This window comes from Citrobacter sp. MNAZ 1397 (genome assembly GCF_023613995.1).
GTDB classification, from domain to species: Bacteria; Pseudomonadota; Gammaproteobacteria; order Enterobacterales; family Enterobacteriaceae; genus Phytobacter; species Phytobacter ursingii.
This window is the reverse complement of the sequence record NZ_JAKIVH010000001.1, coordinates 3,088,890-3,111,852: the sequence shown is the minus strand read 5'-3', so window position 1 is coordinate 3,111,852 and position 22,963 is coordinate 3,088,890. Positions and strand designations below refer to the sequence as shown.

22 protein-coding genes are annotated in these 22,963 nt (G+C 55.7%); 13 read left to right on the top strand and 9 right to left on the bottom strand.

All coding sequences use genetic code 11. From position 1 onward, the window contains the following. The first annotated feature begins 61 nt into the window (after positions 1-61). The 3 genes from L2097_RS14605 to puuE are packed head-to-tail and all read left to right on the top strand — an operon-like array spanning position 62 to position 2,489. Positions 62-781 (top strand): GntR family transcriptional regulator, encoded by a 720-nt coding sequence (locus L2097_RS14605; RefSeq protein ID WP_085007453.1) that lies wholly within the window; start codon positions 62-64, stop codon positions 779-781. Beyond that, positions 778-1,515 (top strand): allantoin racemase, encoded by a 738-nt coding sequence (gene hpxA, locus L2097_RS14600; RefSeq protein ID WP_085007452.1) that lies wholly within the window; start codon positions 778-780, stop codon positions 1,513-1,515. The genes L2097_RS14605 and hpxA overlap by 4 nt, the downstream gene beginning before the upstream one ends. Positions 1,516-1,544: 29 nt before the next feature. Beyond that, positions 1,545-2,489 carry an allantoinase PuuE gene (gene puuE, locus L2097_RS14595; RefSeq protein ID WP_085007451.1) on the top strand — a complete coding sequence of 315 codons (945 nt, stop codon included), beginning with the start codon at positions 1,545-1,547 and terminating at the stop codon, positions 2,487-2,489. 257 nt (positions 2,490-2,746) lie between these two features. Here the strand turns inward: puuE and hpxZ are convergent, their stop codons facing one another. From hpxZ to L2097_RS14575, 4 genes are read right to left on the bottom strand one after another with little or no spacing between them, the layout of a single operon-like run. Further along, on the bottom strand, positions 2,747-3,130 hold the full coding sequence (gene hpxZ, locus L2097_RS14590) for an oxalurate catabolism protein HpxZ (RefSeq protein WP_250353174.1): 384 nt from the start codon (positions 3,128-3,130) through the stop codon (positions 2,747-2,749). Then, entirely contained in the window at positions 3,130-4,503 is a 1,374-nt protein-coding gene (locus L2097_RS14585; protein WP_250353102.1) for an AtzE family amidohydrolase, read from the bottom strand. Before L2097_RS14585 ends, hpxZ begins: the two co-directional genes overlap by 1 nt. Continuing rightward, positions 4,500-4,688, bottom strand: a complete 189-nt coding sequence (gene hpxX / locus L2097_RS14580) for an oxalurate catabolism protein HpxX (protein ID WP_047371714.1) — start codon at positions 4,686-4,688, stop codon at positions 4,500-4,502. The genes L2097_RS14585 and hpxX overlap by 4 nt, the downstream gene beginning before the upstream one ends. A gap of 9 nt (positions 4,689-4,697) precedes the next feature. Beyond that, positions 4,698-6,281: a gamma-glutamyltransferase family protein gene (locus L2097_RS14575; protein ID WP_250353173.1), complete on the bottom strand. Its 1,584-nt coding sequence runs from the start codon at positions 6,279-6,281 to the stop codon at positions 4,698-4,700. A gap of 114 nt (positions 6,282-6,395) precedes the next feature. Between L2097_RS14575 and L2097_RS14570 the strand changes: the two genes are divergently transcribed. From L2097_RS14570 to hpxK, 3 genes are all read left to right on the top strand, one after another. Next, entirely contained in the window at positions 6,396-7,235 is an 840-nt protein-coding gene (locus L2097_RS14570) for a MurR/RpiR family transcriptional regulator (RefSeq protein ID WP_250353101.1), read from the top strand. Between the two features lie 202 nt (positions 7,236-7,437). Continuing rightward, positions 7,438-8,676 carry a pyridoxal-phosphate-dependent aminotransferase family protein gene (locus tag L2097_RS14565; RefSeq protein ID WP_250353100.1) on the top strand — a complete coding sequence of 413 codons (1,239 nt, stop codon included), beginning with the start codon at positions 7,438-7,440 and terminating at the stop codon, positions 8,674-8,676. Further along, complete coding sequence (gene hpxK, locus L2097_RS14560) at positions 8,676-9,917, top strand: allantoate amidohydrolase (RefSeq protein ID WP_250353099.1); 1,242 nt, start codon at positions 8,676-8,678, stop codon at positions 9,915-9,917. Before L2097_RS14565 ends, hpxK begins: the two co-directional genes overlap by 1 nt. Positions 9,918-10,052: 135 nt before the next feature. Here the strand turns inward: hpxK and L2097_RS14555 are convergent, their stop codons facing one another. Continuing rightward, a complete protein-coding gene (locus tag L2097_RS14555; RefSeq protein WP_142516512.1) occupies positions 10,053-10,823 on the bottom strand; it encodes an amidohydrolase in 771 nt (256 codons plus the stop codon). A 110-nt stretch (positions 10,824-10,933) separates the two neighbouring features. Further along, a complete protein-coding gene (gene fadE, locus L2097_RS14550) occupies positions 10,934-13,378 on the bottom strand; it encodes an acyl-CoA dehydrogenase FadE (RefSeq protein WP_250353098.1) in 2,445 nt (814 codons plus the stop codon). Positions 13,379-13,628: 250 nt separating this feature from the next. Here fadE and lpcA point away from each other — a divergent pair, with 250 nt between their 5' ends. Continuing rightward, positions 13,629-14,210, top strand: coding sequence for a D-sedoheptulose 7-phosphate isomerase (lpcA, locus tag L2097_RS14545; RefSeq protein ID WP_047371708.1), 582 nt, complete (start codon positions 13,629-13,631; stop codon positions 14,208-14,210). Positions 14,211-14,355: 145 nt separating this feature from the next. Further along, positions 14,356-15,123: a class II glutamine amidotransferase gene (locus L2097_RS14540; RefSeq protein ID WP_250353097.1), complete on the top strand. Its 768-nt coding sequence runs from the start codon at positions 14,356-14,358 to the stop codon at positions 15,121-15,123. Here L2097_RS14540 and dpaA read toward each other — a convergent pair. Next, complete coding sequence (dpaA, locus tag L2097_RS14535) at positions 15,094-15,834, bottom strand: peptidoglycan meso-diaminopimelic acid protein amidase (protein WP_047371706.1); 741 nt, start codon at positions 15,832-15,834, stop codon at positions 15,094-15,096. The genes L2097_RS14540 and dpaA overlap by 30 nt on opposite strands. A 305-nt stretch (positions 15,835-16,139) precedes the next feature. Between dpaA and dinB the strand changes: the two genes are divergently transcribed. Then, entirely contained in the window at positions 16,140-17,198 is a 1,059-nt protein-coding gene (dinB, locus tag L2097_RS14530; protein WP_250353096.1) for a DNA polymerase IV, read from the top strand. A gap of 74 nt (positions 17,199-17,272) precedes the next feature. On the opposite strand, the gene pepD is transcribed toward dinB, so the two are convergent. Continuing rightward, the gene (pepD, locus tag L2097_RS14525) at positions 17,273-18,730 is read right to left on the bottom strand and encodes a cytosol nonspecific dipeptidase (protein WP_047371704.1); all 1,458 of its coding nucleotides are present in this window, start codon (positions 18,728-18,730) and stop codon (positions 17,273-17,275) included. Positions 18,731-18,988: 258 nt separating this feature from the next. On the opposite strand from pepD, the gene gpt reads away from it, so the two are divergent. The 3 genes from gpt (at position 18,989) to crl (ending at position 21,256) form a co-directional block, all read left to right on the top strand. Beyond that, the gene (gpt, locus tag L2097_RS14520; RefSeq protein WP_041852629.1) at positions 18,989-19,447 is read left to right on the top strand and encodes a xanthine phosphoribosyltransferase; all 459 of its coding nucleotides are present in this window, start codon (positions 18,989-18,991) and stop codon (positions 19,445-19,447) included. A 108-nt stretch (positions 19,448-19,555) separates the two neighbouring features. Further along, positions 19,556-20,800 carry an esterase FrsA gene (gene frsA / locus L2097_RS14515; protein ID WP_047371703.1) on the top strand — a complete coding sequence of 415 codons (1,245 nt, stop codon included), beginning with the start codon at positions 19,556-19,558 and terminating at the stop codon, positions 20,798-20,800. A gap of 57 nt (positions 20,801-20,857) precedes the next feature. Then, on the top strand, positions 20,858-21,256 hold the full coding sequence (crl, locus tag L2097_RS14510; protein WP_085006205.1) for a sigma factor-binding protein Crl: 399 nt from the start codon (positions 20,858-20,860) through the stop codon (positions 21,254-21,256). Positions 21,257-21,363: 107 nt separating this feature from the next. Here crl and L2097_RS14505 read toward each other — a convergent pair whose 3' ends face one another. Further along, positions 21,364-22,116 carry an IclR family transcriptional regulator gene (locus tag L2097_RS14505; protein WP_047371701.1) on the bottom strand — a complete coding sequence of 251 codons (753 nt, stop codon included), beginning with the start codon at positions 22,114-22,116 and terminating at the stop codon, positions 21,364-21,366. Between the two features lie 414 nt (positions 22,117-22,530). On the opposite strand from L2097_RS14505, the gene L2097_RS14500 reads away from it, so the two are divergent. Continuing rightward, on the top strand, positions 22,531-22,923 hold the full coding sequence (locus L2097_RS14500) for a RidA family protein (protein ID WP_047371700.1): 393 nt from the start codon (positions 22,531-22,533) through the stop codon (positions 22,921-22,923). Positions 22,924-22,963 lie beyond the last annotated feature (40 nt).

The following is a 22,963-nucleotide window of genomic DNA, read 5'->3' as shown; positions in this document are numbered from 1 at the left end:
TACAAAATACTTTAATGATGTATACAAATAGATAAGAAATACGTAACAAAGGAATACCCCAATGAAGCAACCAACGGGGCTACAGACCCCAGCAGATCTGGAAGATAAAGAAAACTTCATCTGGCAGTCGCTGATGACCGCCATTGTCGAACATCAACTCCCGCCAGGCAGTAAATTACCCGAAGAAGCGCTGGCTGACGTGTTTGGCGTTAGCCGCACGGGGATCCGTAAGGTCCTGACGCGCCTTGCGACGGTGCAAATGGTCACCATGACGCCCAGACGTGGTGCATTCGTCGCCAAACCGGATATCGACGAGTCGAAATCGATCTTCGCCACCCGCAAAATGATCGAGTGCGCCAATCTGCCGCAGGTGCTTGAGCATCTGCAGGCACCGCATATAGTGGGGCTGGAGAAAATCATCGCGCAGGAAGAAGAGGCGCATCAGAACCACGATGGCGCGGCGGCGATTCGCCATTCTGCGGCGTTTCATATTCAACTGCAGGCTATCTCGGGTAATGCGGTGGTGACAGATATCGTGACCACACTGGCACAGCGCTCGTCACTGGTGATTGCCGCCTGGGGCGCCCCCTGGCAGCGCGGATGCCGCTGTGACGACCACGACAGGCTCATCGAGCTGCTACGTAAAAAGGACGGCGCAGCGCTGAGTCACGCCATGGCGCATCACTTCGACCATATCGTCTCGAGCCTCAGTTTTGAGCGCGGCGGCGACATCCTTCCCGACTTTGCCCGCCTGTTCGGCGCTGCAGGAGAACACCCATGATGCCATGTTGTATACAGGTGATTAATCCTAATACCAGCCCGGAGATGACCCATACCATCGCCAGCGCCGCCCGCCAGGTTGCCGCGCCGGGTACAACGATCCTCGCCAGTTGTCCGACCCAGGGCGTAGCGTCGATTGAAGGGCATTTTGACGAGGCGATTGCCGCCATTGGCGTGCTGGAACAGATAAAGAGAGGGATGGTGCAGGGGGCGCAAGGTCATGTGATTGCCTGCTTTGGCGATCCGGGATTGCTGGCCGCGCGAGAACTAGCAACCGGGCCGGTGGTGGGGATTGCCGAAGCGGCTATGCATGTCGCTACTATGGTCGCAACGCGTTTTTCCATCGTTACCACCTTGCCGCGAACGGTGATTATCGCCCGTCATTTATTGCAGCAATATGGCTTCGAACACCACTGCGCCGCGCTGCATGCGATCGATTTACCGGTACTGGCGTTAGAAGATGGCACGGGTCTTGCTCAACAGAAAGTACGCGAGCGCTGTATACAAGCCAAACGAGAAGATAATAGCGGCGCTATTGTTCTTGGCTGTGGCGGGATGGCAAACCTTGCCAGCGAGCTGACGCAGGAGCTGGGTATTCCGGTGATTGATGGCGTCACGGCCGCGGTGAAAATGGTGGAATCCCTCCTGGCATTGGGGCTTGGTACCAGTAAGTACGGCGATCTGGCGTATCCCAATAAAAAGCCGCTTTCAGGATGCTTTGAAATGCTGAGCTGAAAGCGGCCCCAAAATGAGGTCGAATCAGCATGCATTCAGATACGGACAAGCCTGTCTGGCACTTTACCGATAACTACCCGCGCGATCTGGCGGGGTACGCCGGGAAACCTCCTCATGCGCAGTGGCCCGGTGGGGCGCGCATTGCCGTGCAGTTTGTCCTGAACTTCGAAGAGGGCGGTGAGAACCATATTCTGCATGGCGACGCCGGTTCTGAACAGTTTCTGTCCGATATTATCGGCGCGGCCAGCTACCCTGACAGACACATGTCCATGGACTCGCTATATGAATACGGTTCCCGCGCAGGTTTCTGGCGCATTCACAATGAGTTCCAAAAGCGCGGCCTGCCGCTAACGGTATTCGGCATTGCAATGGCGCTGGCACGCAACCCGGAGATCGTCGCGGCGATTAAGGCGGCGGATTACGACGTGGTGAGCCACGGTTGGCGCTGGATCCACTATCAAAATATGGATATCCAGACGGAGCGCCAGCACATGCAGCAGGCAATGGAGATCCTCACTACGCTGTTTGGCAAGGCGCCGAGCGGCTGGTACACCGGACGCGACAGTCCGAACACCCGTAAGCTGGTGGTAGAGCAGGGCAATTTTTTATATGACAGCGATTACTATGGCGACGATCTGCCGTTCTGGACGACGGTCGACCAGAAGCCTCATCTGATTGTGCCCTATACCCTGGATGCGAACGACATGCGCTTTGCCACTGCGCAGGGTTTTAATACCGCTGAGCAGTTCTATACCTACCTGAAAGACAGTTTCGATGTGCTGTATGAAGAGGGAGAGACGTCACCGAAAATGATGTCGATTGGTATGCACTGCCGACTGCTGGGTCGACCTGGGCGCTTTAAGGCTCTGCAGCGTTTTCTGGATTATGTGCAGAGCCACGAGGATGTGTGGGTGTGCCGCCGCCAGGATATCGCCGAGCACTGGGTGAAGACGCACCCGTATCAGTCCGAGTGATTTTCCCCTCAGCCTAACCTTCTCCCTGAAGGGGGGTGGGGGCATACTGTAGCCCTGGTAAGCGCAGCGCCACCGGGGATAATTCCCGGATGGCGGCGCAAGCGCCTGATCCGGGCTACGTTTTCTGTAGCCCTGGTAAGCGCAGCGCCACCGGGGACAATTCCCGGTTGGCGGCGCAAGCGCCTGATCCGGGCTACGTTTTCCATACGAGCAGAGAGGGCCGGGGTGCAGGCACCCGGCCGCACCCCTCTTTCCTTTCACCCCATCAAGCTGACATGGGCCGCCACAATCCGCCAGCCATAGGGAAACTTCACCCAGGTCTGCATCTGGCGGCCTACTCGTTCACTGTTCTCGCGCGTAAACTCCGTGCTCGCGACCGCCATATCCTCACCGTATGTGGTGATCGTGGTGTTATGCAGCAGCCTGTCCAGCCCGGCTGACGGACGGGCGTTGCGAAACTCGCGAATCGCTTCAATGCCGTACAGATTTTCCGTTGCGCCATAGCGGACGGTTCGCGGATCCGCCCAAAAAAGCTCATCCAGCACGGCCACATCATTACTGATAAGCGCCTGCTCATAACGGTAAAACGCAGCGGTGACCTCATTCAACACGGTCGGACGGTCAATATGTTCTCTGTTCATCATGCTTCCTGTGGGTAAAGAATGCCCGCCTGCTCCAGCCGCCACGCCGCCTGCAGGCAGCGCGGTTCCTGCCAGGGGGCAGCAATAATCTGTACGCCAATCGGCAATCCCGAGGCGGTTTTCACGGGTACGGTGGCAACCGGCAGACCTAAAAACGAGATGGGCTGCGTCAGCATCCCCATACTGGCTTTGATCGGTAAATCGGTGTGGTTAATGCGCATGGTATTCTCGCCAACCGGCGTCGCACTGCAGGGTGTCGCCGGAGCCAGAAGCAGATCCACGTCGTTAAACAGCGGCAGCGTTTGATCGCGAAACCAGGCGCGAAAACGCTGTGCCTGGGTATACCAGGCCGAGGGCGTCATTGCGCCTGCCAGCAGACGCTCACGGGAATTTGGCTCGAACTTATCGGCATCCGTTCGCAGCGCCGGGAGATAATGGTTGCCCCCCTCTGCCGCAGAAAGCAAAAATGCGGCGGAACGGGCCAGTTCCGCTTCCGGCAATACCCGCGTCTGATTGGCTCCCAGCGCCTGCGCTACCACGTTGACGGCGGCACGGGCATCGGCAGTACACCAGGTTGTAAAATAGCCCTCCAGCACGGCACAGCGTAGCGTCCCCGTAGCGGATAACGCTGGCAGAACAGCGACCGGTTCGCGTGGGGATTGCCAGTTGTCTTCCCCGTCATGTCCCAGCAGCGCGTCATAGACGCAGGCTAAATCCTCCACGTTTCGTGCCAGCGGGCCAATGTGGTCCAGGCTGGCAACAAACGGATGGCTGCCGCTGCGTGATAAGCGCCCAAAGGTGGGTTTTAACCCCAGTACGCCGCACAGCGAGGCGGGAACGCGAATAGAGCCGTTGGTGTCTGTACCCAGCGCGAAATTGACCAGCCCGGCCGCAACCGCCGCAGCCGAACCGCCCGAGGAGCCGCCCGCCACGCGTGTGAGGTCTCGCGGGTTACGCGTTGCGCCGTAGTGGCTGTTCTCTGTGGTGAAGCCATAGGCATAGGCATCCATATTGAGCGTGCCGGCCAGCGTTGCGCCCGCATTTGCAAGCTGGCGAATGGCGAAAGCATCTTTTGTTGCGGGGGGCTGGGTGCTGAACAGCTTTGCCCCCGCCAGCGTGGTCACGCCCTCGACGTCGAAGAGGTTTTTCACCGCGTAGGGCACGCCTGCCAGCGCAGGCAGTGTTTCGCCTGCCGCCCGGCGCGCATCGATATGTGCGGCTTCGGTGAGCATGCGTGTCGCGGTTACGCCGGTGAAGGCGTTGATGTCAGGGTTTGCCTGCTCAATCAACGCCAGTGATTGCTGTGCCAGTTCGCGCGCGCTAAACGTTTTGCTACGCAGTCCTTGCTGAATGTCCCGAATGGATAAGCTCATAGCCGATACTCTCCTGCGCCTTCCTGGCGGTGCGGCAGGGGAAAGGCCATCAGCGGCTGCGCCATGGCTGCGATGCGGGTAAGCTGAACTTCCAGCTCCGCCCGGCGTGCATCGTCCAGCGGTACCGCCAGTAATTGTTCCATCAGCCGGATGTATGTCGGCCAGTCGAGTGTGTTATCGCTCATGATGACTCCTTAAAAACCGGCCGCGCTGCCGTTGCTGCGTGGATCAAATGCCCCTTCGAGCATGCCGTTGGGATGACGCACAATCGCCCCCGCGTGCCCCGTCGCTTCGCTCAGTCCCGGCAACCATTCCACGTCATGGCCCAGGTCACGCAGCGCCTGATATGTGGCCTCGCTGAACCGCCCCTCCAGCTTCAGGCTATCGGACGTCTGCCCCCAGGTGCGGCCCAGCAACCAGCGAGGGGCGCATACCGCTTCCTGTAGGGGCATGTTTTGCATCACGTGACGGGTAAATATGGCGGCCTGCGTTTGCGGCTGCCCGTCGCCGCCCATCGTGCCGTAGACCATGGTGCGGCCATCTTTCAGCCGTGCGGCTGCCGGGTTGAGGGTGTGGAACGGCTGTTTGCCGGGCACCAGCGCCAGCAAATGAGCCGGGTCAAGACTGAATGCCGCGCCGCGGTTTTGTAACAGCACGCCGCTTTCCGGCAGTACCACGCCGCTACCAAACTCGTGATAAATGCTCTGAATAAACGACACCGCCAGTCCGTTTTTATCCATCACGCCCATCCAGACGGTGTCGCCGGGCCCTTTCCCCTGGCCCCAGGGCGCGGCCCGGTGTTCGTCAATACTGTTTGCCAGTACTTGTAACGGCGCCTGTTCCAGCAACGTTTGAACCGGTAGCGTCACGTGGCGCGGGTCGGTGATGTAACGATCACGCAGGCCAAAGGCCTGTTTGGTCGCTTCGACGATGCGGTGAATGGTCTGCACTTCACTGGCCTGAGACATGTCCAGGTGGTCGGTAATCCCGAGGATCGCCAGCGACACCAGCCCTTGCGTCGGCGGCGTCATATTGAAGATGTCGCCCTGGCTGTGGGACAGACGAAGCGGTACCCGGCGGTGAGCACGATGGGCCGTCAGATCCTGGGCGGTCAGTGGCAGTCCGAGGGCGTTCATTTCCGCCGCCATCTGATCGGCGAGTGCGCCGCGATAAAAACTGTCCAGCCCGTCGGTGGCGAGGCGGGTTAAGGTACGCGCCAGACGCGGCTGGCAGAAACGGCTACCGGCCTGAGGGACATCGCCCTGAACGAGAAAGGTCTCGCTAAAGCCCGGCACATCCACCAGTTCCGGGTATTTACTTTGCGTGGCGCTGGCCTGCGACTGCGTAACCGGAATCCCTTCGCTGGCGTAACGAATGGCATCTGCCAGCAGGCGGGAGAGCGGCAATTGCCCGCCACCCATTGATGCCGATACTTTCAGCGCCTCGTCCCAGCCGCTGAGCGTGCCGGGAACCGTCAGCGCCGCCAGCGGACCACGATGGGGAATATGACTGTGCCCCGCATAGAACGCCTGTGTCGCCAGTTGCCCGGCGGCGCCGCTGGCATCAATGGCAAGGGGTTCGCCTTCGGGCGGCACTATCAGCCAGAAACCATCACCGCCGATGCCATTCATATGGGGATAGACCACCGCAATGGTGGCCGCCGCGGCCACCATCGCCTCAATCGCATCGCCGCCGTGGCGCAACACCGATAATGCCGATTCACTGGCCAGGTGGTGGGGCGTTACCGCCATACCGGAAGGGGCAATATTACTTTGCATCGTCATGCTCTCTTTGTTCGGGTAAGTCAGAGAGCTAAGCAAGAGCTGTTCCAGATTGACGACAAGCGTTTCACTGTGTCAGCTTAATGTGAAACGAAAGTTGCAGGAGAGCCTATGCAGCAGTTAGATACGCGCTTACGTGAGTGCTACAACGAATTATCTCCACAAGAACAGAGAGTTGCCTCATTTATCATGGATCATTTTGATGATCTGATGAGCTACAACAGCGCCGAACTGGCCCGTCTGAGCGGCGTGTCGAAAGCCACTGTCAGCCGCCTGTTTAAACGGCTTGGCTATGATCGTTTCAAAGAAATGCGTGATGAGGTACGTACACTGCGCCAGAGCGGCATGCCGCTGACGGAAAACCGCGATGCCGTACAGGGCAATACGTTGCTGGCGCGGCACTACAAGCAGGAGATGGCGAACCTGACCCAGTGGGTGAATTCGCTGGATGCCGTGCAATTTGCCGATGTGGTGCAGGCGCTGGGCGCGGCGCGGCGCGTCTTTATTCTTGGCCTGCGCAACAGCGCGCCGGTGGCCCTGCATTTGCGCCAACAACTGATGCAAATCCGTGGTCAGGTCTGGCTGATGCCCCAGCCGGGGCAGACGCTGGCGGAAGAGCTCGTGGATATCACGGAGCAGGATGTGGTGGTGGTGATCGCATTTCGCCGTCGCCCGCGGGTGATCCGCCCGGTGCTGGAGGCGCTGCAAAAGCAGGGGGTGCCGACGCTTGCCATCAGCGAGCCGCAGGCGTCAGGCATTACCACACTTGTCCGCTGGCATTTTGGCCTGCCGCTCGACAGCGTGTCGGCGTTCGACAGCTACAGTAGCGCCATGAGTCTGGTGAATTTACTGGCGAACGCGTTACTGCATAGTGCCCTGACAGAGGGGCGCCAGCGTATCCATAATATCGCCTCGCTGTATACAGACCTCGATGAGCTGGAACAACGGTGATGCACTGATTTGGTGCCTTTGCACCAGTTCTGGGGATCCTGATGGCGCAGGCGGTCAGCACTTATTTCGTCTGAAAAATACATAAATCAGCCTGATAGCAGGCTGGTATCATCATTTTCTCTATGGCACATTAGTTGCAGAAAGTATTTACAAGAATCTTTTGTTTCATGGCGATCACTTTTGTATACCGAAGGATGTGTCTATGTTCGACTCTCAGCAATCTGCGCAAATTAACCCGCCACATCGTTTACTGATGGGGCCTGGACCTATCAATGCTGACCCGCGGGTCTTACGTGCCATGGCGAGCCAACTGGTGGGGCAATATGATCCGGTCATGACCGGCTATATGAATGAGGTTATGTCCCTCTACCGCGACGTTTTCCGTACGCAAAACCGCTGGACCATGCTGGTGGATGGCACCTCGCGCGCCGGCATCGAAGCGATCCTCGTTTCTGCGATCCGCCCCGGCGACAAGGTGCTGGTACCGGTCTTTGGCCGTTTCGGGCATCTGCTGTGTGAAATCGCTCGCCGCTGCCGCGCGGAAGTACACACCATCGAAGTGCCCTGGGGCGAAGTCTTTACTGCGGATCAGATTGAAGATGCCATCAGGCGTGTTAAGCCTCGCGTGTTGCTGACGGTGCAGGGCGATACCTCCACCACGCTGCTGCAACCGCTGGAAAACCTGGGCGACATTTGCCGACGCCACGACGTGCTGTTCTATACCGATGCTACCGCATCGCTCGGTGGTAACGCGCTGGAAACCGACGCCTGGGGGCTGGATGCGGTCTCCGCTGGTTTGCAGAAATGCCTGGGTGGCCCGTCAGGCAGCTCGCCGATTACCCTGAGCCCACAAATGGAAGAGGCCATCCGCGCGCGTAAATGCGTGGAGCAGGGGATCCGTACCGATACGCACCAGGACGGCGATGACGAGATGATCTACTCCAACTATTTCGATCTCGGCATGGTGATGGACTACTGGGGGCCGGAACGCCTGAACCATCATACCGAAGCGACCAGCATGCTGTTTGCCGCCCGTGAATGCGCGCGCATCATGCTGGAAGAGGGAATGGACGCGCTGATCGCCCGCCACGAATTACACGGCCGCGCCATGCTCGCAGGTATTCAGGGGATGGGGTTGGAAGTGTTTGGCGACATTCGCCACAAGATGAACAACGTGCTGGGAGTGATGATCCCCTCTGTTGTACATGGTGAAGAGGTGCGCAAGCGCCTGCTGGATGATTTCCATATTGAAATCGGCACCTCGTTTGGCCCGCTGCAGGGCAAGATCTGGCGTATCGGCACCATGGGCTATAACGCGCGCAAAGATTGTGTGCTGCAAACCCTCACCGCGCTGGAAGCGGTACTGAACCGTCTGGGCTTCCGCACCGTACAGGGTGCGGGGATGCAGGCCGCCTGGGACGTGTACGAAGGGGTTGCATAATGATGACTGCCGATGACGCTGACCGCGCTGCGCGCCGGGTAATGGAACGCTGCGATACGCTGGCAGAGATCAGTGAAACGCCGGGTCAGCTGACCCGGGTTTACCTCTCTACTGAACATCTGCGGGCAAACGCGCAGGTGGCGCAGTGGATGCAGGAGGCGGGCATGGTCACCTGGCAGGATGCGGTTGGCAATATTTGTGGGCGTTACGAGGCAGCAAATGACGGCGCCCAGGCGGTGTTGCTGGGATCGCATCTGGACACCGTACGCGACGCCGGACGTTACGATGGCATGCTCGGCGTGCTGACCGCCATCGAGGTGGTTGACTGGTTGCACCGTCAGAATCTCCGGGGTTCTCAGGCTATTGAAATCGTCGGGTTCGCCGACGAAGAGGGCACACGCTTTAACATCACGCTGCTGGGAAGCCGCGGCCTGACCGGCACCTGGCCGCAGGGCTGGCTGGATTGTGTGGATGCGCAGGGTGTTAGCGTGGCGCAAGCGATGGTCAATGCCGGTCTGGATCCCACGCGTATCGCCACGGCAGAACGTGCCCGTGAAGATTTCTCGGCGTATCTGGAACTGCACATTGAGCAGGGGCCAGTACTTGAACAGGAAGATCTGCCGCTTGGCGTCGTTACGGCGATTAACGGTGCGCGCAGGTTGACCTGTCGGTTTAGTGGGGAAGCGGGGCATGCGGGTACCGTGCCGATGAGCCATCGCCACGATGCATTAACCGCCGCCGCCCAGTGGATCGGTTTTGTTGAACAGAAAACACGGGAATCTGGTCCGGAGCTGGTGGCGACGGTGGGTACGTTGCAGTGCGAACCGGGTGCGGTAAATGTGATTCCAGGGGCGGTGACGCTGACGCTGGATATTCGTAGCCCGAACGATGCGCTGCGGGAGACGCTGTTAAACGCCTTGCTGGATGAAGCCGCGCGCATCGGTCAGGCGCGTGGTGTTGCCTTTACCTCCGATATTTTTTACACCATCGCGGCAACGCCTTGTGATACGCACCTGCGTAATGTGCTGGCCGGTGCCGTTGAGGCAGTGCAGGGGCGCGTGCTCTTGCTGCCAAGCGGCGCCGGGCATGATGCTATCGCCATTGCGGAACGCTGGCCATCGGCGATGTTATTTGTGCGGTGTGACAGAGGGATCAGCCATCACCCGGCCGAGAGCGTGCAGCAGCAGGATGTGGCCCAGGCGTTGCGGGCATACAGTGAGGCGGTGCGTAAGCTGATGTAGTGCGGTGCGGCCGGTTACCCTCACCCCGGCCCTCTCCCACAGGGAGAGGGAGAAAACCAGGCAGCCAGGGCATTAGACCGCACTTTACAGTCCCCTCTCCCACAGGGAGAGGGTTAGGGGGAGGGGAACGTCATATCACCCAAGCGTAAACGGATCGGCGTCCTGCCAGGCGGGAAACTTCTCGCGGTACTCTTTTAAGGCGGTCATCGACAACTCGGCATCAATGCGGATAGCCTGGTGCGGCTCGGCGGTGGCGATAACCTCGCCCTGCGGGTTAATGACCCGGCTGTCGCCGCGGTAATGATGCCCGTTGCCGTCGGTTCCCACACGGTTGCAACCTGCGACATACGCCAGGTTTTCAATAGCGCGCGCCACCAATAGCGATTGCCAGTGCAGTGAACGCGGCGCAGGCCAGTTGGCGACATACAGCGCCAGGTCGTAATCATCGCGATTGCGCGACCAGACCGGGAATCGCAGGTCATAACAGACCAGCGGTAAAATACGCCAGCCGCGCCACTCAAACACCACACGCTCATTACCCGCTTCGTAATGATGATGCTCATCGGCCATGCGGAACAGATGGCGCTTATCATAAAAATGAACGGCCCCTTCCGGCTCGACCAACAGGAAGCGGTTAACCGGGCCACGCTCCGTTTGCAGCGCGGCGCTGCCCGCGACCAGCGCGTTCGTCTGTTGGGCTTTGGTTTGCATCCACGCCACAACTTCTTCTTGCGGCATCGACTGCTTTGCCGCTTCCATGGCAAAACCGGTGGTAAACATTTCCGGCAGGACAATCACATCACGCCCGGTGATATCTTCAAGCTGGCGATCAAAATGGCGCAAATTGGCCGGACCGTCCATCCAGACTAATGGTTGTTGCAACAGCGTAATTTTTAAACCAGGCACGATTTAAGCTCCCCTAAAACAGCATTTTTACACTTTAGCACGAGAAAAAGGGAATTTGTGGTAATAAAAAACCCCGCACGAAGCGGGGTGGGGGGCTATCCGGGTGTGCGTTATGCAGCCTGAGGCTTACGCACTTTTTCCTGCGGTTTTACCGGCTGTGTCGCCAGCTCTTCCGGTTCGAAGTCATCGACATTAATACTGCGCAGACGGCTGGTTTCGGCTTTTGTCAGGATCTCAGCTTCATCCTGATTGATAAGCCCGCCGGCCAGCGCCTCTTTTGCCAGCGCGTCCAGACGTGTAAATGGCAGGTTTTTACCCAGCTCTTTACAAATGCGCTGATGAATCGGGTCGGCAGCGATGACGTCAAGCAGCGCTTCTTCCAGCAGACCGACCGGGTTGTGTTCACTCGGCGTCAGATACTGACCACGACCAATACGCGAACGGGTGGCACACGGCGTTTGCAGAATTTTGGCGACCTGATGATCCAGTTTATCGGACGGTGCCAGATAGTGGCGACCGGTCGGGAAAATCACTACGCGCAGCAGACCCGCGACAACACGGTTTGGGAAGTTGGAGAGCAGATCGTCCATCGCCTGTTCAGCCTGATACAAGGCATCCTGTACGCCCCAGTGCACCAGCGGCAGATCCATTTCGTGACGGCCTTCATCGTCATAGCGTTTCAGCACAGCAGAGGCGAGGAACACCTGGCTTAAAATATCCCCGAGGCGCGCCGAGATACGTTCGCGACGTTTCAGGCTGCCACCCAGTACCGCCATCGACACATCCGACAGCAGCGCGAGGTTGGCGCTTAAGCGGTTGATATGCTGATAGTAGCGTTTGGTTGAGTCGCTGGTGGGCGCAGAACTGGTCAGCCCGCGCGTCAGCCCCAGCCAGAAGCTGCGCATCTTATTGCTGCCCACGTGGCCGATATGTTTAAACAGCAGTTTATCGAACGCATCCACGTCATTGTTTTGTGCAGCAGCCATTTCATCCAGCACGTACGGATGGCAACGAATCGCGCCCTGACCGAAGATCATCATGCTGCGGGTCAGAATATTGGCCCCTTCAACTGTGATGGCAATGGGTGCGCCCTGATAGGCGCGCGCCAGGAAGTTGCCCGCGCCGAGCATAATGCCTTTACCGCCGGCGATATCCATTGCGTCAATGATTGACTGCTGACCACGATGAGTACAGTGATATTTCACGATGGCTGAGAGCACCGCCGGTTTCTCACCGAGCATAATGCCGTAAGTAATCAGCGCGGCAGCGGCATCCATCACATAGGCGTTACCCGCGATGCGTGCCAGCGGCTCTTCAATCCCTTCCATCTTACCGATGGCGACTTTGAACTGACGACGGATGTGCGCATAAGCGCCGATACCCATAGCCACCGATTTCAGGCCGCCCGTAGAGTTGGATGGCAGCGTGATACCGCGGCCCACGGACAGACATTCCACCAGCATACGCCAGCCCTGTCCGGCCATTTTCGGGCCACCGATGATGTAATCAATCGGTACGAAAATGTCCTGACCCCGTGTCGGACCGTTCTGGAACGGGACGTTCAGCGGGAAGTGACGACGACCAATTTCAACACCCGGGGTGTTGGTGGGGATCAGTGCACAGGTGATACCGAGATCTTCTTCGCCGCCCAGCAGTTTTTCCGGGTCAGAAAGTTTAAACGCCAGGCCCAGTACGGTCGCGATCGGGGCCAGCGTGATATAGCGTTTATTCCAGGTCAGGCGCATACCGAGCACCTGCTCACCCTGCCAGTCGCCCATGCAAACGACGCCAGTATCCGGAATTGCGCCCGCATCGGAACCGGCTTCCGGGCTGGTCAGGGCGAAACACGGAATTTCCTGTCCACGCGCCAGACGGGGTAAGTAATGATTTTTCTGCTCTTCAGTGCCGTAGTGTTGCAGCAGCTCACCTGGCCCTAAGGAGTTCGGTACGCCGACAGTGATCGCCAGAATGCCGGAAACGCCGGAGAGTTTTTGCAGCACGCGGGACTGGGCGTAAGCGGAGAATTCCAGTCCGCCGTACTCTTTTTTAATGATCATCGCGAAGAAGCGATGTTCTTTCAGGAATGCCCACAGCTCTGGCGGTAAGTCGGCCATTTCATGGGTGATCTGAAAGTCGTTAGCCATACGGCAGGCCTCTTCCACCGGACCATCAATAAAGGCCTGTTCTTCGGCGGTCAGACGCGGCTGCGGGTAGTTGTGCAGTTTTTTCCAGTCAGGATTACCGCGGAACAGATCGCCTTCCCACCAGGTTGTACCGGCATCGATGGCTTCTTTTTCCGTGCGTGACATTGGCGGCATCACTTTACGAAAACCGCGGAATACCGGGGCGGAGATCAGCGATTTACGCATCGGCACAAAGTTGAACGGCACAAGGATAATGGCCAACGGCACCAGTACCCAGATTGACCACAGACCTGTAGCGCCAAGGGCGGCAGTCCATGCCAGGAGAATTACGCTGCTGAGCAGCAGACTCACCCGGTGATAGAACAACACGCCGAGTAGGATAACAGTTGCGAGTAGACTCAAAATCATCATAGAGAAAAGCTCCCTTGCTTGTAGGAGGTCTGACCACTTGTGATGATATGGTTGTAGTGGATGTTATTTCTTTTAGCAATGTGTTTACAAAATAATTACAACCTGGTTCACATTGTTTGGCAGGAATGTGGCACGAAAAACGAAAACCCCCGACGATCACCAAGGCTTTAGCTTCTCGCTTGCCATGCTATCCGGTAAACTGCGCGCGAGAATTTACATTCATACTGCTTTCATACTGAAGGATATCCTCATGTACCAGGATCTGATTCGTAACGAACTGAACGAAGCAGCGGAAACGCTGGCAAACTTTTTAAAAGATGATGCCAATATCCACGCCATTCAGCGTGCGGCGGTTCTGCTGGCTGACAGCTTCAAGGCCGGCGGTAAGGTATTGTCCTGCGGTAATGGTGGTTCCCACTGTGATGCAATGCACTTTGCAGAAGAGTTGACAGGGCGTTACCGTGAAAACCGTCCGGGTTATCCGGGTATCGCCATCTCCGACGTGAGCCATCTCTCCTGCGTCAGTAACGACTTTGGCTACGACCATGTTTTTTCTCGCTACGTTGAAGCCGTTGGTCGCCCGGGCGATGTACTGTTAGGTATTTCTACTTCCGGTAATTCTGGTAATGTCATTAAAGCGATTGACGCGGCGCGTGCGCAGGGGATGAAAGTCATCACTCTGACCGGTAAAGATGGCGGTAAAATGGCGGGTACTGCCGATGTGGAAATCCGTGTACCGCATTTTGGTTACGCTGACCGTATTCAGGAAATCCACATTAAAGTGATTCATATCCTGATTATGCTGATCGAAAAAGAGATGGTAAAAGCGTAAGAAGGCTATTTATTTGCCATTTTGAACCTGGGCAGTACTCAGAATCCTCACGTACTCCGTGTACGCTCCGGTTCTTGCGCGCTGTCCGCGTTCAGGCTGGTTGCAACAATTACGCCTTCTCCATTTGGGCGTTTGGGGGTGTTGTATGTGCGAACTGCTCGGGATGAGCGCCAATGTGCCAACCGATATTTGCTTTAGTTTCACCGGGCTTGTTCAGCGCGGTGGGGGAACCGGGCCGCATAAAGACGGCTGGGGTATTACCTTTTACGAAGGCAAAGGCTGTCGTACGTTTAAAGACCCGCAACCCAGTTTTAACTCTCCGATTGCCCGTCTGGTTCAGGATTACCCAATCAAGTCCTGCTCGGTGGTGGCCCACATTCGTCAGGCGAACCGTGGCGAAGTGGCGCTGGAAAACACCCATCCTTTTACTCGCGAACTCTGGGGACGCAACTGGACTTACGCCCATAACGGGCAGTTAACCGGTTATAAGTCACTGGAGACAGGCAACTTCCGTCCCGTCGGGGAAACCGACAGCGAAAAAGCCTTCTGCTGGCTGCTGCACAAGCTTACCACGCGTTATCCGCGTACGCCGGGCAATATGGAAGCGGTATTTAAGTACATCGCAACGCTGGCGACTGAGCTGCGTGAGAAAGGTGTGTTTAATATGCTGTTGTCGGATGGACGCTACGTGATGGCGTTCTGCTCCACCAATCTGTTCTGCATTACCCGTCGGGCGCCGTTTGGTGTGGCAAAACTGCTGGATCAGGATGTGGAAATTGATTTTCAGCGGGAAACCACACCTGACGATGTGGTTACCGTGATTGCTACCCAGCCGCTAACGGGCAATGAAACCTGGCAAAAGATTATGCCAGGTGAATGGGCCTTATTTTGTCTCGGGGAGCGTATAGTTTGACGCCAGCTGCGGGTGAACAACTTCGTGGCTCAGCGGTTTGCTGACCACGTAGTTCCCGTCGATAACGGAGACCACAGGCGGTTTCTGCGTCTGCTGGAAGAAGTCATAACCCGGTTTTAACTGTTCCCAGAATTTCGCATAGGTCGAATATTTGTGGCGCTGCATATTCGCGTCGGTCATTCGGAACGGGTAGATGCTCAGCTGTACGCTTTCCTGACCAAACACCAGCGCTGCGGTAACAAACTGGAAAATCTCGTCAATTTGCGAATCGGTCATGGCATAGCAGCCAATAGAGACGCATGCGCCATGAATCATCAGGTATTTCCCTTCATAACCGTGAGCACGGTCATAGGCGTTAGGAAAACCAATATTGATGGCTTTATAAAAACGGCTGTCCGGTTTTAGCTGGCTGCGCTGAATGGAATAAAACCCTTCCGGGCTTTTGAAATCGCCCTGACGCTGTTTCGGCCCCAGGCCGCCGGAGTAGTTACAAATTTTGTAACTATTGAGGAGCTGGTATTGCTCGCCCATTTTGACGTAGAGATCAAGGGTTCGCTCTTCTTTGAAGATCTGGATGTATACCGGCGACCCCATCAACTGCTGCTTATATTCTTTGCTGATCGGCGTTGTTGAACCATTGCTGCTTAATAAGCTGGCAAACGAGACGCACGGCATCAGAAGCATCGCAAGAAAAAATGCGATTTTGCGCATACTGCTTGTTTCCTTGATAAAACGGTTACCACATTGCCAGGACGGCAAAAGAATCCCATAAATTCAGATTAATCTGGATTGGGTGCGCCCACAGTAGCATCACGGTAGTTTTTCGCAAGCCCGGATCGCTGAGTTTACAAATTAGTTTTTGGCAGCGATCCCCCTGTTAAATATTGTCTGATGAAAACCCCAGAAATAACAGCGATATTGGGCGTTTTTTTCACGACGAACTCACTTTTTTCCCCTCGCTTCTCATTTCGGGTAATAATGCTGTATACTTATCCAGTATCTGATAAGGTGAGCGTATGCGCAAAATCATACATGTCGATATGGACTGCTTTTTTGCCGCGGTGGAGATGCGTGATAACCCGGCACTGCGGGATATCCCTATCGCTATCGGCGGCAGCCGGGTTCAACGCGGCGTCATCAGCACGGCCAATTATCCGGCGCGCAAATACGGCGTACGCAGTGCTATGCCTACGGCAATGGCGTTGAAGCTGTGCCCACATCTCACCTTATTACCGGGTCGCTTTGAAGCCTACCGGGAAGCCTCTCACCAGATCCGCGAAATCTTTTCCCGTTATACAAGCCTGATTGAGCCCCTGTCGCTGGATGAAGCGTATCTGGATGTGACCGACAGCCCCCATTGCTACGGTTCGGCAACGCTCATGGCAGAAGAGATTCGCCGGACCATATTTCGGGAAACACAACTCACCGCCTCGGCCGGTATCGCGCCGGTGAAGTTTCTGGCGAAAATTGCCTCCGATCTGAACAAACCTGACGGGCAATATGTGATTGCGCCTGCGGATGTGCCTGCATTTTTACGTACGCTGCCGCTGAGCAAAATTCCAGGCGTGGGCAAGGTGTCAGCAGCAAAACTGGAAAAGCTCGGGCTACGTACTTGCGAAGATGTGCAGAACAGCGACCTGGCAATGTTGCTAAAACGCTTTGGTAAATTTGGCCGTGTGTTATGGGAGCGTAGCCAGGGCATTGATGAGCGGCATATCAGTAGCGACAGGCTACGTAAATCGGTGGGCGTAGAGCGAACGCTGATAGAGGACATTCATGAGTGGGAAGAGTGCGAAGCTATTATCAACCAACAACTCTATCCGGAACTGGAACGGCGGCTGTCGAAGATAAAACCCGATCTGCTTATTGCCCGACAGGGGGTTAAGCTCAAGTTTGCCGATTTCCAGCTCACTACCCAGGAACACGTCTGGCCACGCTTAAATAAAGACGATTTGCTGGCCACGGCGCGGAAAACCTGGAATGAGCGGCGCAGCGGGCGCGGCGTTCGTTTAGTGGGTTTGCATGTGACGCTGCTCGATCCACAATTAGAACGTCAGCTGGTACTGGGCCTGTAAATAAGGGTGAAAAATGACAGTACCGGAAAGACAGAAGGGAAATTGTCCGCACCATTCGGTGCGGACAGCACGACTTATTTCGCCGGAATGGCTTTCAGCAGCTCGGTCAGCAGTGTCCAGTAATGGCCCACGCTTTCGATATGTACCTGCTCGTCCGGAGAGTGCGGACCGGTGATGGTTGGCCCGATAGAAACCATGTCCATGTCCGGGTACGGTTTTTTGAACAGACCGCATTCCAGACCGGCGTGGATGATCTGGATGTTCGGCGTCTTGTTGAACAGACGCTGATAGGTTTCACGCACCAGATGCATCACCGGGGAGTTCGCATCCGGCTGCCAGCCAGGGTAGCCGCCTTTCGGTGCGGTTTTTGCGCCCGCCAGTTTGCCCAGCGACGCCAGCATGCTCACCACGTAATCTTTACCGCTGTCGATTAAGGAGCGGATCAGACAGATGATTTCAACGTTGTCGTCCTGCATGGTCACTACGCCAACGTTCAGGGAGGTTTCGACCACACCTTTGGCGACGTCGGAGTTGCGGATCACACCGTTCGGTGTGGCGTTCAGCAATTGAATGAAGCTATCGCGGGAAGCAGAGGTCAATGCCTGTTTGTCCGTGGAGACAGACTCCAGCAGTACAACCAGGTTTTTCTCTTTCATCGCCAGCTCGTTTTTCAGGATGTCCTGATACGTTGCTGCCAGCGTTTTCAGTTGTTCAGCCTTATCGGCCGGAACGGCGAAAGTCGCGAACGCTTCACGCGGGATAGCGTTGCGCAGGGTACCGCCGTTGAAATCGGTCAGACGCAGGTCCAGCTCAATCGCGTGGCCCGCCAGGAAGCGCGCCAGCAGCTTGTTGGCGTTACCGAGACCGAGATGGATATCGCCGCCGGAGTGGCCGCCTTTCAGCCCTTTCAGGGTCAGTTTGAACGTCTGGTAACCCGCAGGTACCGCTTCACGGGAGAGCGGCAGGGTAGTGATGAAATCAATACCACCAGCGCAACCCATGTAGATTTCGCCTTCTTCTTCTGAATCGGTGTTGATCAGAATATCTGCCTGCAACCAGCCAGCCTGCAAACCAAACGCGCCATCCATACCGGACTCTTCGGTCATGGTCAGCAGCACTTCCAGCGGCCCATGCTCAACGCTGTCATCTGCCAGCACTGCCAGCGCAGAAGCCATACCGATACCGTTATCTGCCCCCAGCGTGGTGCCGCGCGCTTTTACCCATTCGCCATCGATGTACGGCTGAATCGGGTCTTTAGTGAAGTCGTGTACGGTGTCGTTATTTTTCTGCGGCACCATGTCCAGGTGCGCCTGCAGCACAACCGGTTTGCGGTTTTCCATACCTGCCGTTGCCGGTTTGCGCAGCAGAATATTGCCAACCTGATCGCGTTCCGCATGTAAGCCTTTTTCTTTCGCCCAGCTCATGATGTGTGCGGCGAGTTCTTCTTCATGGTAAGACGGATGAGGGATTGAGCAAATCTTGGCAAAAATATCCCACAGCGGTTGTGGCGATAGTTGAGACAATTCAGACACGATGAGTCTCCTTTAAAAGGCCTGCCAGCATATTTTGCAGGTCCGAGGGTTAAACTACAGAACAATCACAAGGCCGGATTGCGAGATGGACTTGAGAATACCACTTTATTGTCTCTCTGTTAGTACGCGTCGCGTAAAAAGCGCCAGCAATGCCCGGTAACACTGGTTTTTAGCGCGACAGATCTCTATAATCTCGCGCAACCTATTTCCCCGTAGAACACTTTTTAAGCCGTAGATACACAGGCTGGGACACTTCACATGAGCGAAAAATACGTCGTCACCTGGGACATGTTGCAGATTCACGCACGCAAACTGGCAAACCGCCTGATGCCTTCTGAACAATGGAAAGGCATTATTGCCGTTAGCCGTGGTGGTCTGGTTCCGGGCGCATTACTGGCACGTGAATTGGGTATTCGCCATGTCGATACCGTTTGCATTTCCAGCTATGACCACGACAACCAGCGCGAAATGAAAATTATCAAACGCGCAGAAGGCGATGGTGAAGGTTTCATCGTTATTGATGATCTGGTCGATACCGGCGGTACCGCGGTGGCTATCCGCGAAATGTATCCAAAAGCGCACTTCGTCACCATTTTCGCTAAACCGGCTGGCCGTCCGCTGGTTGACGATTACGTGATTGACATCCCGCAGGATACCTGGATTGAACAACCCTGGGATATGGGCGTGGTCTTCGTTCCGCCTATCTCTGGTCGTTAATGCTTTCTTTATGATTATTTACAACGCCTGGCATCGCCGGGCGTTGTTTTTTTTCGCATCCGCCAGGTTACAATACCGTCATTGACGTATTCATGGAGGCTGCGCGTAATGCCACAAGCTAACCTCAGCGAAACCCTGTTCAAACCCCGTTTCAAGCACCCGGAAACCTCAACGCTGGTGCGTCGCCTTACCCATAATAAACTGCCGCCTATCGAATCCACCCTCGACGGCAACAATACGCCCCACTGGTATCGCATGATCAACCGATTAATGTGGATCTGGCGCGGCGTCGATCCGAAAGAGATCATGGACGTACAGGCGCGGATCGCCATGAGTACGGCGGAACATACCGACCCCGATCTTTACGATACGGTGGTGGGCTATCGCGGCGGCAACTGGATCTACGAATGGTCTACTCAGGCTATGCAGTGGCAGCAAAAAGCCAGCCAGGAGCAGGATACCACCCTCAGCGGCCAACACTGGCTGCACGCGTCAAACCTTTATAGCATCGCTGCTTATCCGCATATAAAAGGGGACGTGCTGGCAGAGCAGGCACAGGCGCTGGCGAATCGCGCCTATGAAGAGGCGGCGCAACGTCTGCCTGGTACAATGAAAGAGATGGAGTTTGCCATTCCCGGCGGTTCGCCGGTGATTGGCTTTTTACATATGCCCAAAGGGGAGGGCCCTTTTCCTACCGTCCTGATGTGCGGCGGGCTGGATGGTCTGCAAAGCGACTACTACAACCTGTATGAGCGCTATTTTGCACCGAAAGGCATCGCCATGCTGACGCTGGATATGCCTTCTGTGGGCTTCTCTTCAAAATGGAAATTGACCCAGGATTCGAGCCTGTTGCATCAACACGCGCTAAAAGCGCTGGCAAACATTCCATGGGTTGATCATACACGCGTGGCCGCGTTTGGTTTTCGCTTTGGTGCCAACGTGGCGGTGCGCCTTGGCTATCTGGAGTCCCCGCGCCTGAAAGCCGTAGCCTGTCTGGGGCCGGTCGTGCATGCGCTGCTGGCTAACCCTCTGCAACTGGGGCGTGTGCCGGAGATGTATATGGATGTGCTCGCCAGTCGGCTCGGCATGCATAATGCCTCGGACGAGTCACTTTATGTTGAGCTGAATCGGTACTCGCTAAAAACGCAGGGGTTGCTGGGGCGACGTTGCCCGACGCCGATGTTATCTGGCTTCTGGAGAAACGATCCGTTCAGCCCGGAAGAAGAGTCGCGTTTAATCACTTCGTCATCCGCCGACGGTAAATTACTGGAAATCCCGTTTAATCCGGTTTATCGCAATTTTGACAAGGCGCTGCGGGACATTACGGACTGGATCAATTATAGATTGCGTTAATGGATTGCTAATTTTGATTGATTTGGTAAAACAGTTGCATCACATAAGGAGATCGCAATGACGTTACCGAGTGGACATCCGAAGAGCAAACTCATTAAAAGGTTTACCGCGCTAGGCCCGTATATTCGGGAAGAACAGTGTGCCGATAATCGCTTCTTTTTTGATTGCCTGGCCGTATGCGTCAATGTAAAGCCCGCGCCGGAGAAGCGTGAGTTTTGGGGCTGGTGGATGGAAATGGAAGCGCAGCAAAACCGTTTTACCTATAGCTACCATTTTGGGCTGTACGATAAAGACGGGAACTGGAAAGAAACCGCAATCAAAGATTCAGAAGTGACTGACCGACTGGAGCATACGCTCCGTGAGTTTCATGGTCGCGCCCGCGAGGTCCTTGCGGCGCTGGAGCTGAAACTGGAGCCGGCAGAAAATTTTACCGACGAAATTAACCTGACGGCGTAAGCGGAGTTAAAAGAGTCGCCCGACAAGAGACAATCCGGATTCAGCCCTCTGATTCCGGATTTTTTACGTCTGAATACCCTGTTGATGCTGGCTTTGGGGCGCTGGATTCAGGTGAAATCCGATAATTTTTGGCCGGAAACGATCAACTCTTTGAGCAACATCTGACGGCGCTCCTCCGGCGTATCACGGCTCACCATAAAGCAGATAGCCGCCACCGCCTGCCCGCTACGCGAACGAATCGGCGCCGCCATACAGCAGGTAAAACTCTCCGACAACCCCTCAGTCAGACAATAGCCCTGCTGTCCGGCGCGATGAATGTCTTCAAGAAAGGCCTGCTTATCGAGGACCTGCCCGTTCGCCAGACGGTAATCTTCTTCGGGGATAAGATCGAGAATGGCACTGTCCGACCAATTACTGAGTAACAGACGGCCCGTGGCCGTCCAGGTAATCGGTACCCGCACGCCAATATCCGACGTGATCTTGAACGGGTGGGCATTACTTTCTGATAGCACAACAGTGTACTTATTCCCTTCCAGCATACAGAGCTGCACCGTTTCGCCATGACGGGCGACAAGTTCAACCATTAACTGATGTGAGCGACGTATGAGATCGTTATGCGCCATGTAATCCGCACCGTAATAGTGCATTTCGCGGCCAAAGAACACCGCGCCATCGGCATCCAGTTCAAGCAGCCCGGCCTCACTGAGCAGACTGACGAGCTCATATACACTGGAGCGCGGCGCGCCGGTGGCCTCGATTAAATCGCGCATCGCCATAGGCTGACGAGCGATATGCAACTGGTGAAAAATGTCGATAACCCGGTCAACACCGCGCGCTCGCGATGGCTTCTCGTCCGGCATAAGCAAATTCTCCTGATGCAGTCGGGCGGTCGCGCCAGACCGTAAAGACAGTAAAAAAGAAAAGCATGATACACCCAGTGCTGTCGTTAACCCATCCCCGCTAATTAAATTTTTACAGCCGGCGTTTATATTTCTTTGGTCTATTTTGGGGCCTCATTTTAGCGCATAACATGCAAATTGATTTTTTAAAATTACGACCGAGGTAGCATTTTCATTCAGGAATTACCTCCATTCATTTTTTATTTTGCGATCGCGACAACACCACAAAAAATTAAATTCACCGGGATATATTGCAAAAATAAAAAACCTGTGCAAATCTTGCTCTATCCGGTATTGCAGATAAGAGTCTGGTATATCAGACAGCAATTGTGCAATACGCATGGCAATTCTCACAACAAAAAGGAGCAGCATTGCATGACGATTAAGCGTTATGGCATTGAAGGCGGCACCGGTACGGGTGGGCAGAAACTGCCGTTCGCACGCGCCGTTGAGGCTGATGGCTGGCTGTATATCTCAGGCCAGACGCCGATGCGCGAGGGCGAAGTGGTGGAAGGCGGGATCATTGAGCAGACCCGCCTGGCGTTTGATAACTGCCTGTCCATTATGCGCGAGGCGGGGTACAGGGTGGAGGATGTGGTTCACGTCACCGCAGTATTAACCGACGCCCGTTACTTCAGTTCCTTTAATAAAGTTTTCAGCGAGATATTTACCGGCAATCCACCGGCTCGTATTTGTAGCGTGCAGGATTTAGTCGTCGACTGCAAAGTGGAAGTGGATATGAAATGCTTTCGCGCCGATCGAAAATAATATTATTTATTTGATAATGCACTGAGATTTTTATTTATTC

Excerpts from the sequence above, each read along its gene's own strand:
- hpxZ (WP_250353174.1), bottom strand. The coding sequence starts at position 3,130 with ATGAACAGAGAACATATTGACCGTCCGACCGTGTTGAATGAGGTCACC.
- fadE (WP_250353098.1), bottom strand. The coding sequence starts at position 13,378 with ATGATGATTTTGAGTCTACTCGCAACTGTTATCCTACTCGGCGTGTTG.
- L2097_RS14565 (WP_250353100.1), top strand. The coding sequence starts at position 7,438 with ATGTTCGACTCTCAGCAATCTGCGCAAATTAACCCGCCACATCGTTTA.
- dinB (WP_250353096.1), top strand. The coding sequence starts at position 16,140 with ATGCGCAAAATCATACATGTCGATATGGACTGCTTTTTTGCCGCGGTG.
- L2097_RS14570 (WP_250353101.1), top strand. The coding sequence starts at position 6,396 with ATGCAGCAGTTAGATACGCGCTTACGTGAGTGCTACAACGAATTATCT.
- hpxA (WP_085007452.1), top strand. The coding sequence starts at position 778 with ATGATGCCATGTTGTATACAGGTGATTAATCCTAATACCAGCCCGGAG.
- crl (WP_085006205.1), top strand. The coding sequence starts at position 20,858 with ATGACGTTACCGAGTGGACATCCGAAGAGCAAACTCATTAAAAGGTTT.
- puuE (WP_085007451.1), top strand. The coding sequence starts at position 1,545 with ATGCATTCAGATACGGACAAGCCTGTCTGGCACTTTACCGATAACTAC.
- frsA (WP_047371703.1), top strand. The coding sequence starts at position 19,556 with ATGCCACAAGCTAACCTCAGCGAAACCCTGTTCAAACCCCGTTTCAAG.
- L2097_RS14500 (WP_047371700.1), top strand. The coding sequence starts at position 22,531 with ATGACGATTAAGCGTTATGGCATTGAAGGCGGCACCGGTACGGGTGGG.
- hpxK (WP_250353099.1), top strand. The coding sequence starts at position 8,676 with ATGATGACTGCCGATGACGCTGACCGCGCTGCGCGCCGGGTAATGGAA.
- hpxX (WP_047371714.1), bottom strand. The coding sequence starts at position 4,688 with ATGAGCGATAACACACTCGACTGGCCGACATACATCCGGCTGATGGAA.
- L2097_RS14505 (WP_047371701.1), bottom strand. The coding sequence starts at position 22,116 with ATGCCGGACGAGAAGCCATCGCGAGCGCGCGGTGTTGACCGGGTTATC.
- lpcA (WP_047371708.1), top strand. The coding sequence starts at position 13,629 with ATGTACCAGGATCTGATTCGTAACGAACTGAACGAAGCAGCGGAAACG.
- dpaA (WP_047371706.1), bottom strand. The coding sequence starts at position 15,834 with ATGCGCAAAATCGCATTTTTTCTTGCGATGCTTCTGATGCCGTGCGTC.
- L2097_RS14575 (WP_250353173.1), bottom strand. The coding sequence starts at position 6,281 with ATGCAAAGTAATATTGCCCCTTCCGGTATGGCGGTAACGCCCCACCAC.
- L2097_RS14585 (WP_250353102.1), bottom strand. The coding sequence starts at position 4,503 with ATGAGCTTATCCATTCGGGACATTCAGCAAGGACTGCGTAGCAAAACG.
- gpt (WP_041852629.1), top strand. The coding sequence starts at position 18,989 with ATGAGCGAAAAATACGTCGTCACCTGGGACATGTTGCAGATTCACGCA.
- L2097_RS14605 (WP_085007453.1), top strand. The coding sequence starts at position 62 with ATGAAGCAACCAACGGGGCTACAGACCCCAGCAGATCTGGAAGATAAA.
- L2097_RS14540 (WP_250353097.1), top strand. The coding sequence starts at position 14,356 with ATGTGCGAACTGCTCGGGATGAGCGCCAATGTGCCAACCGATATTTGC.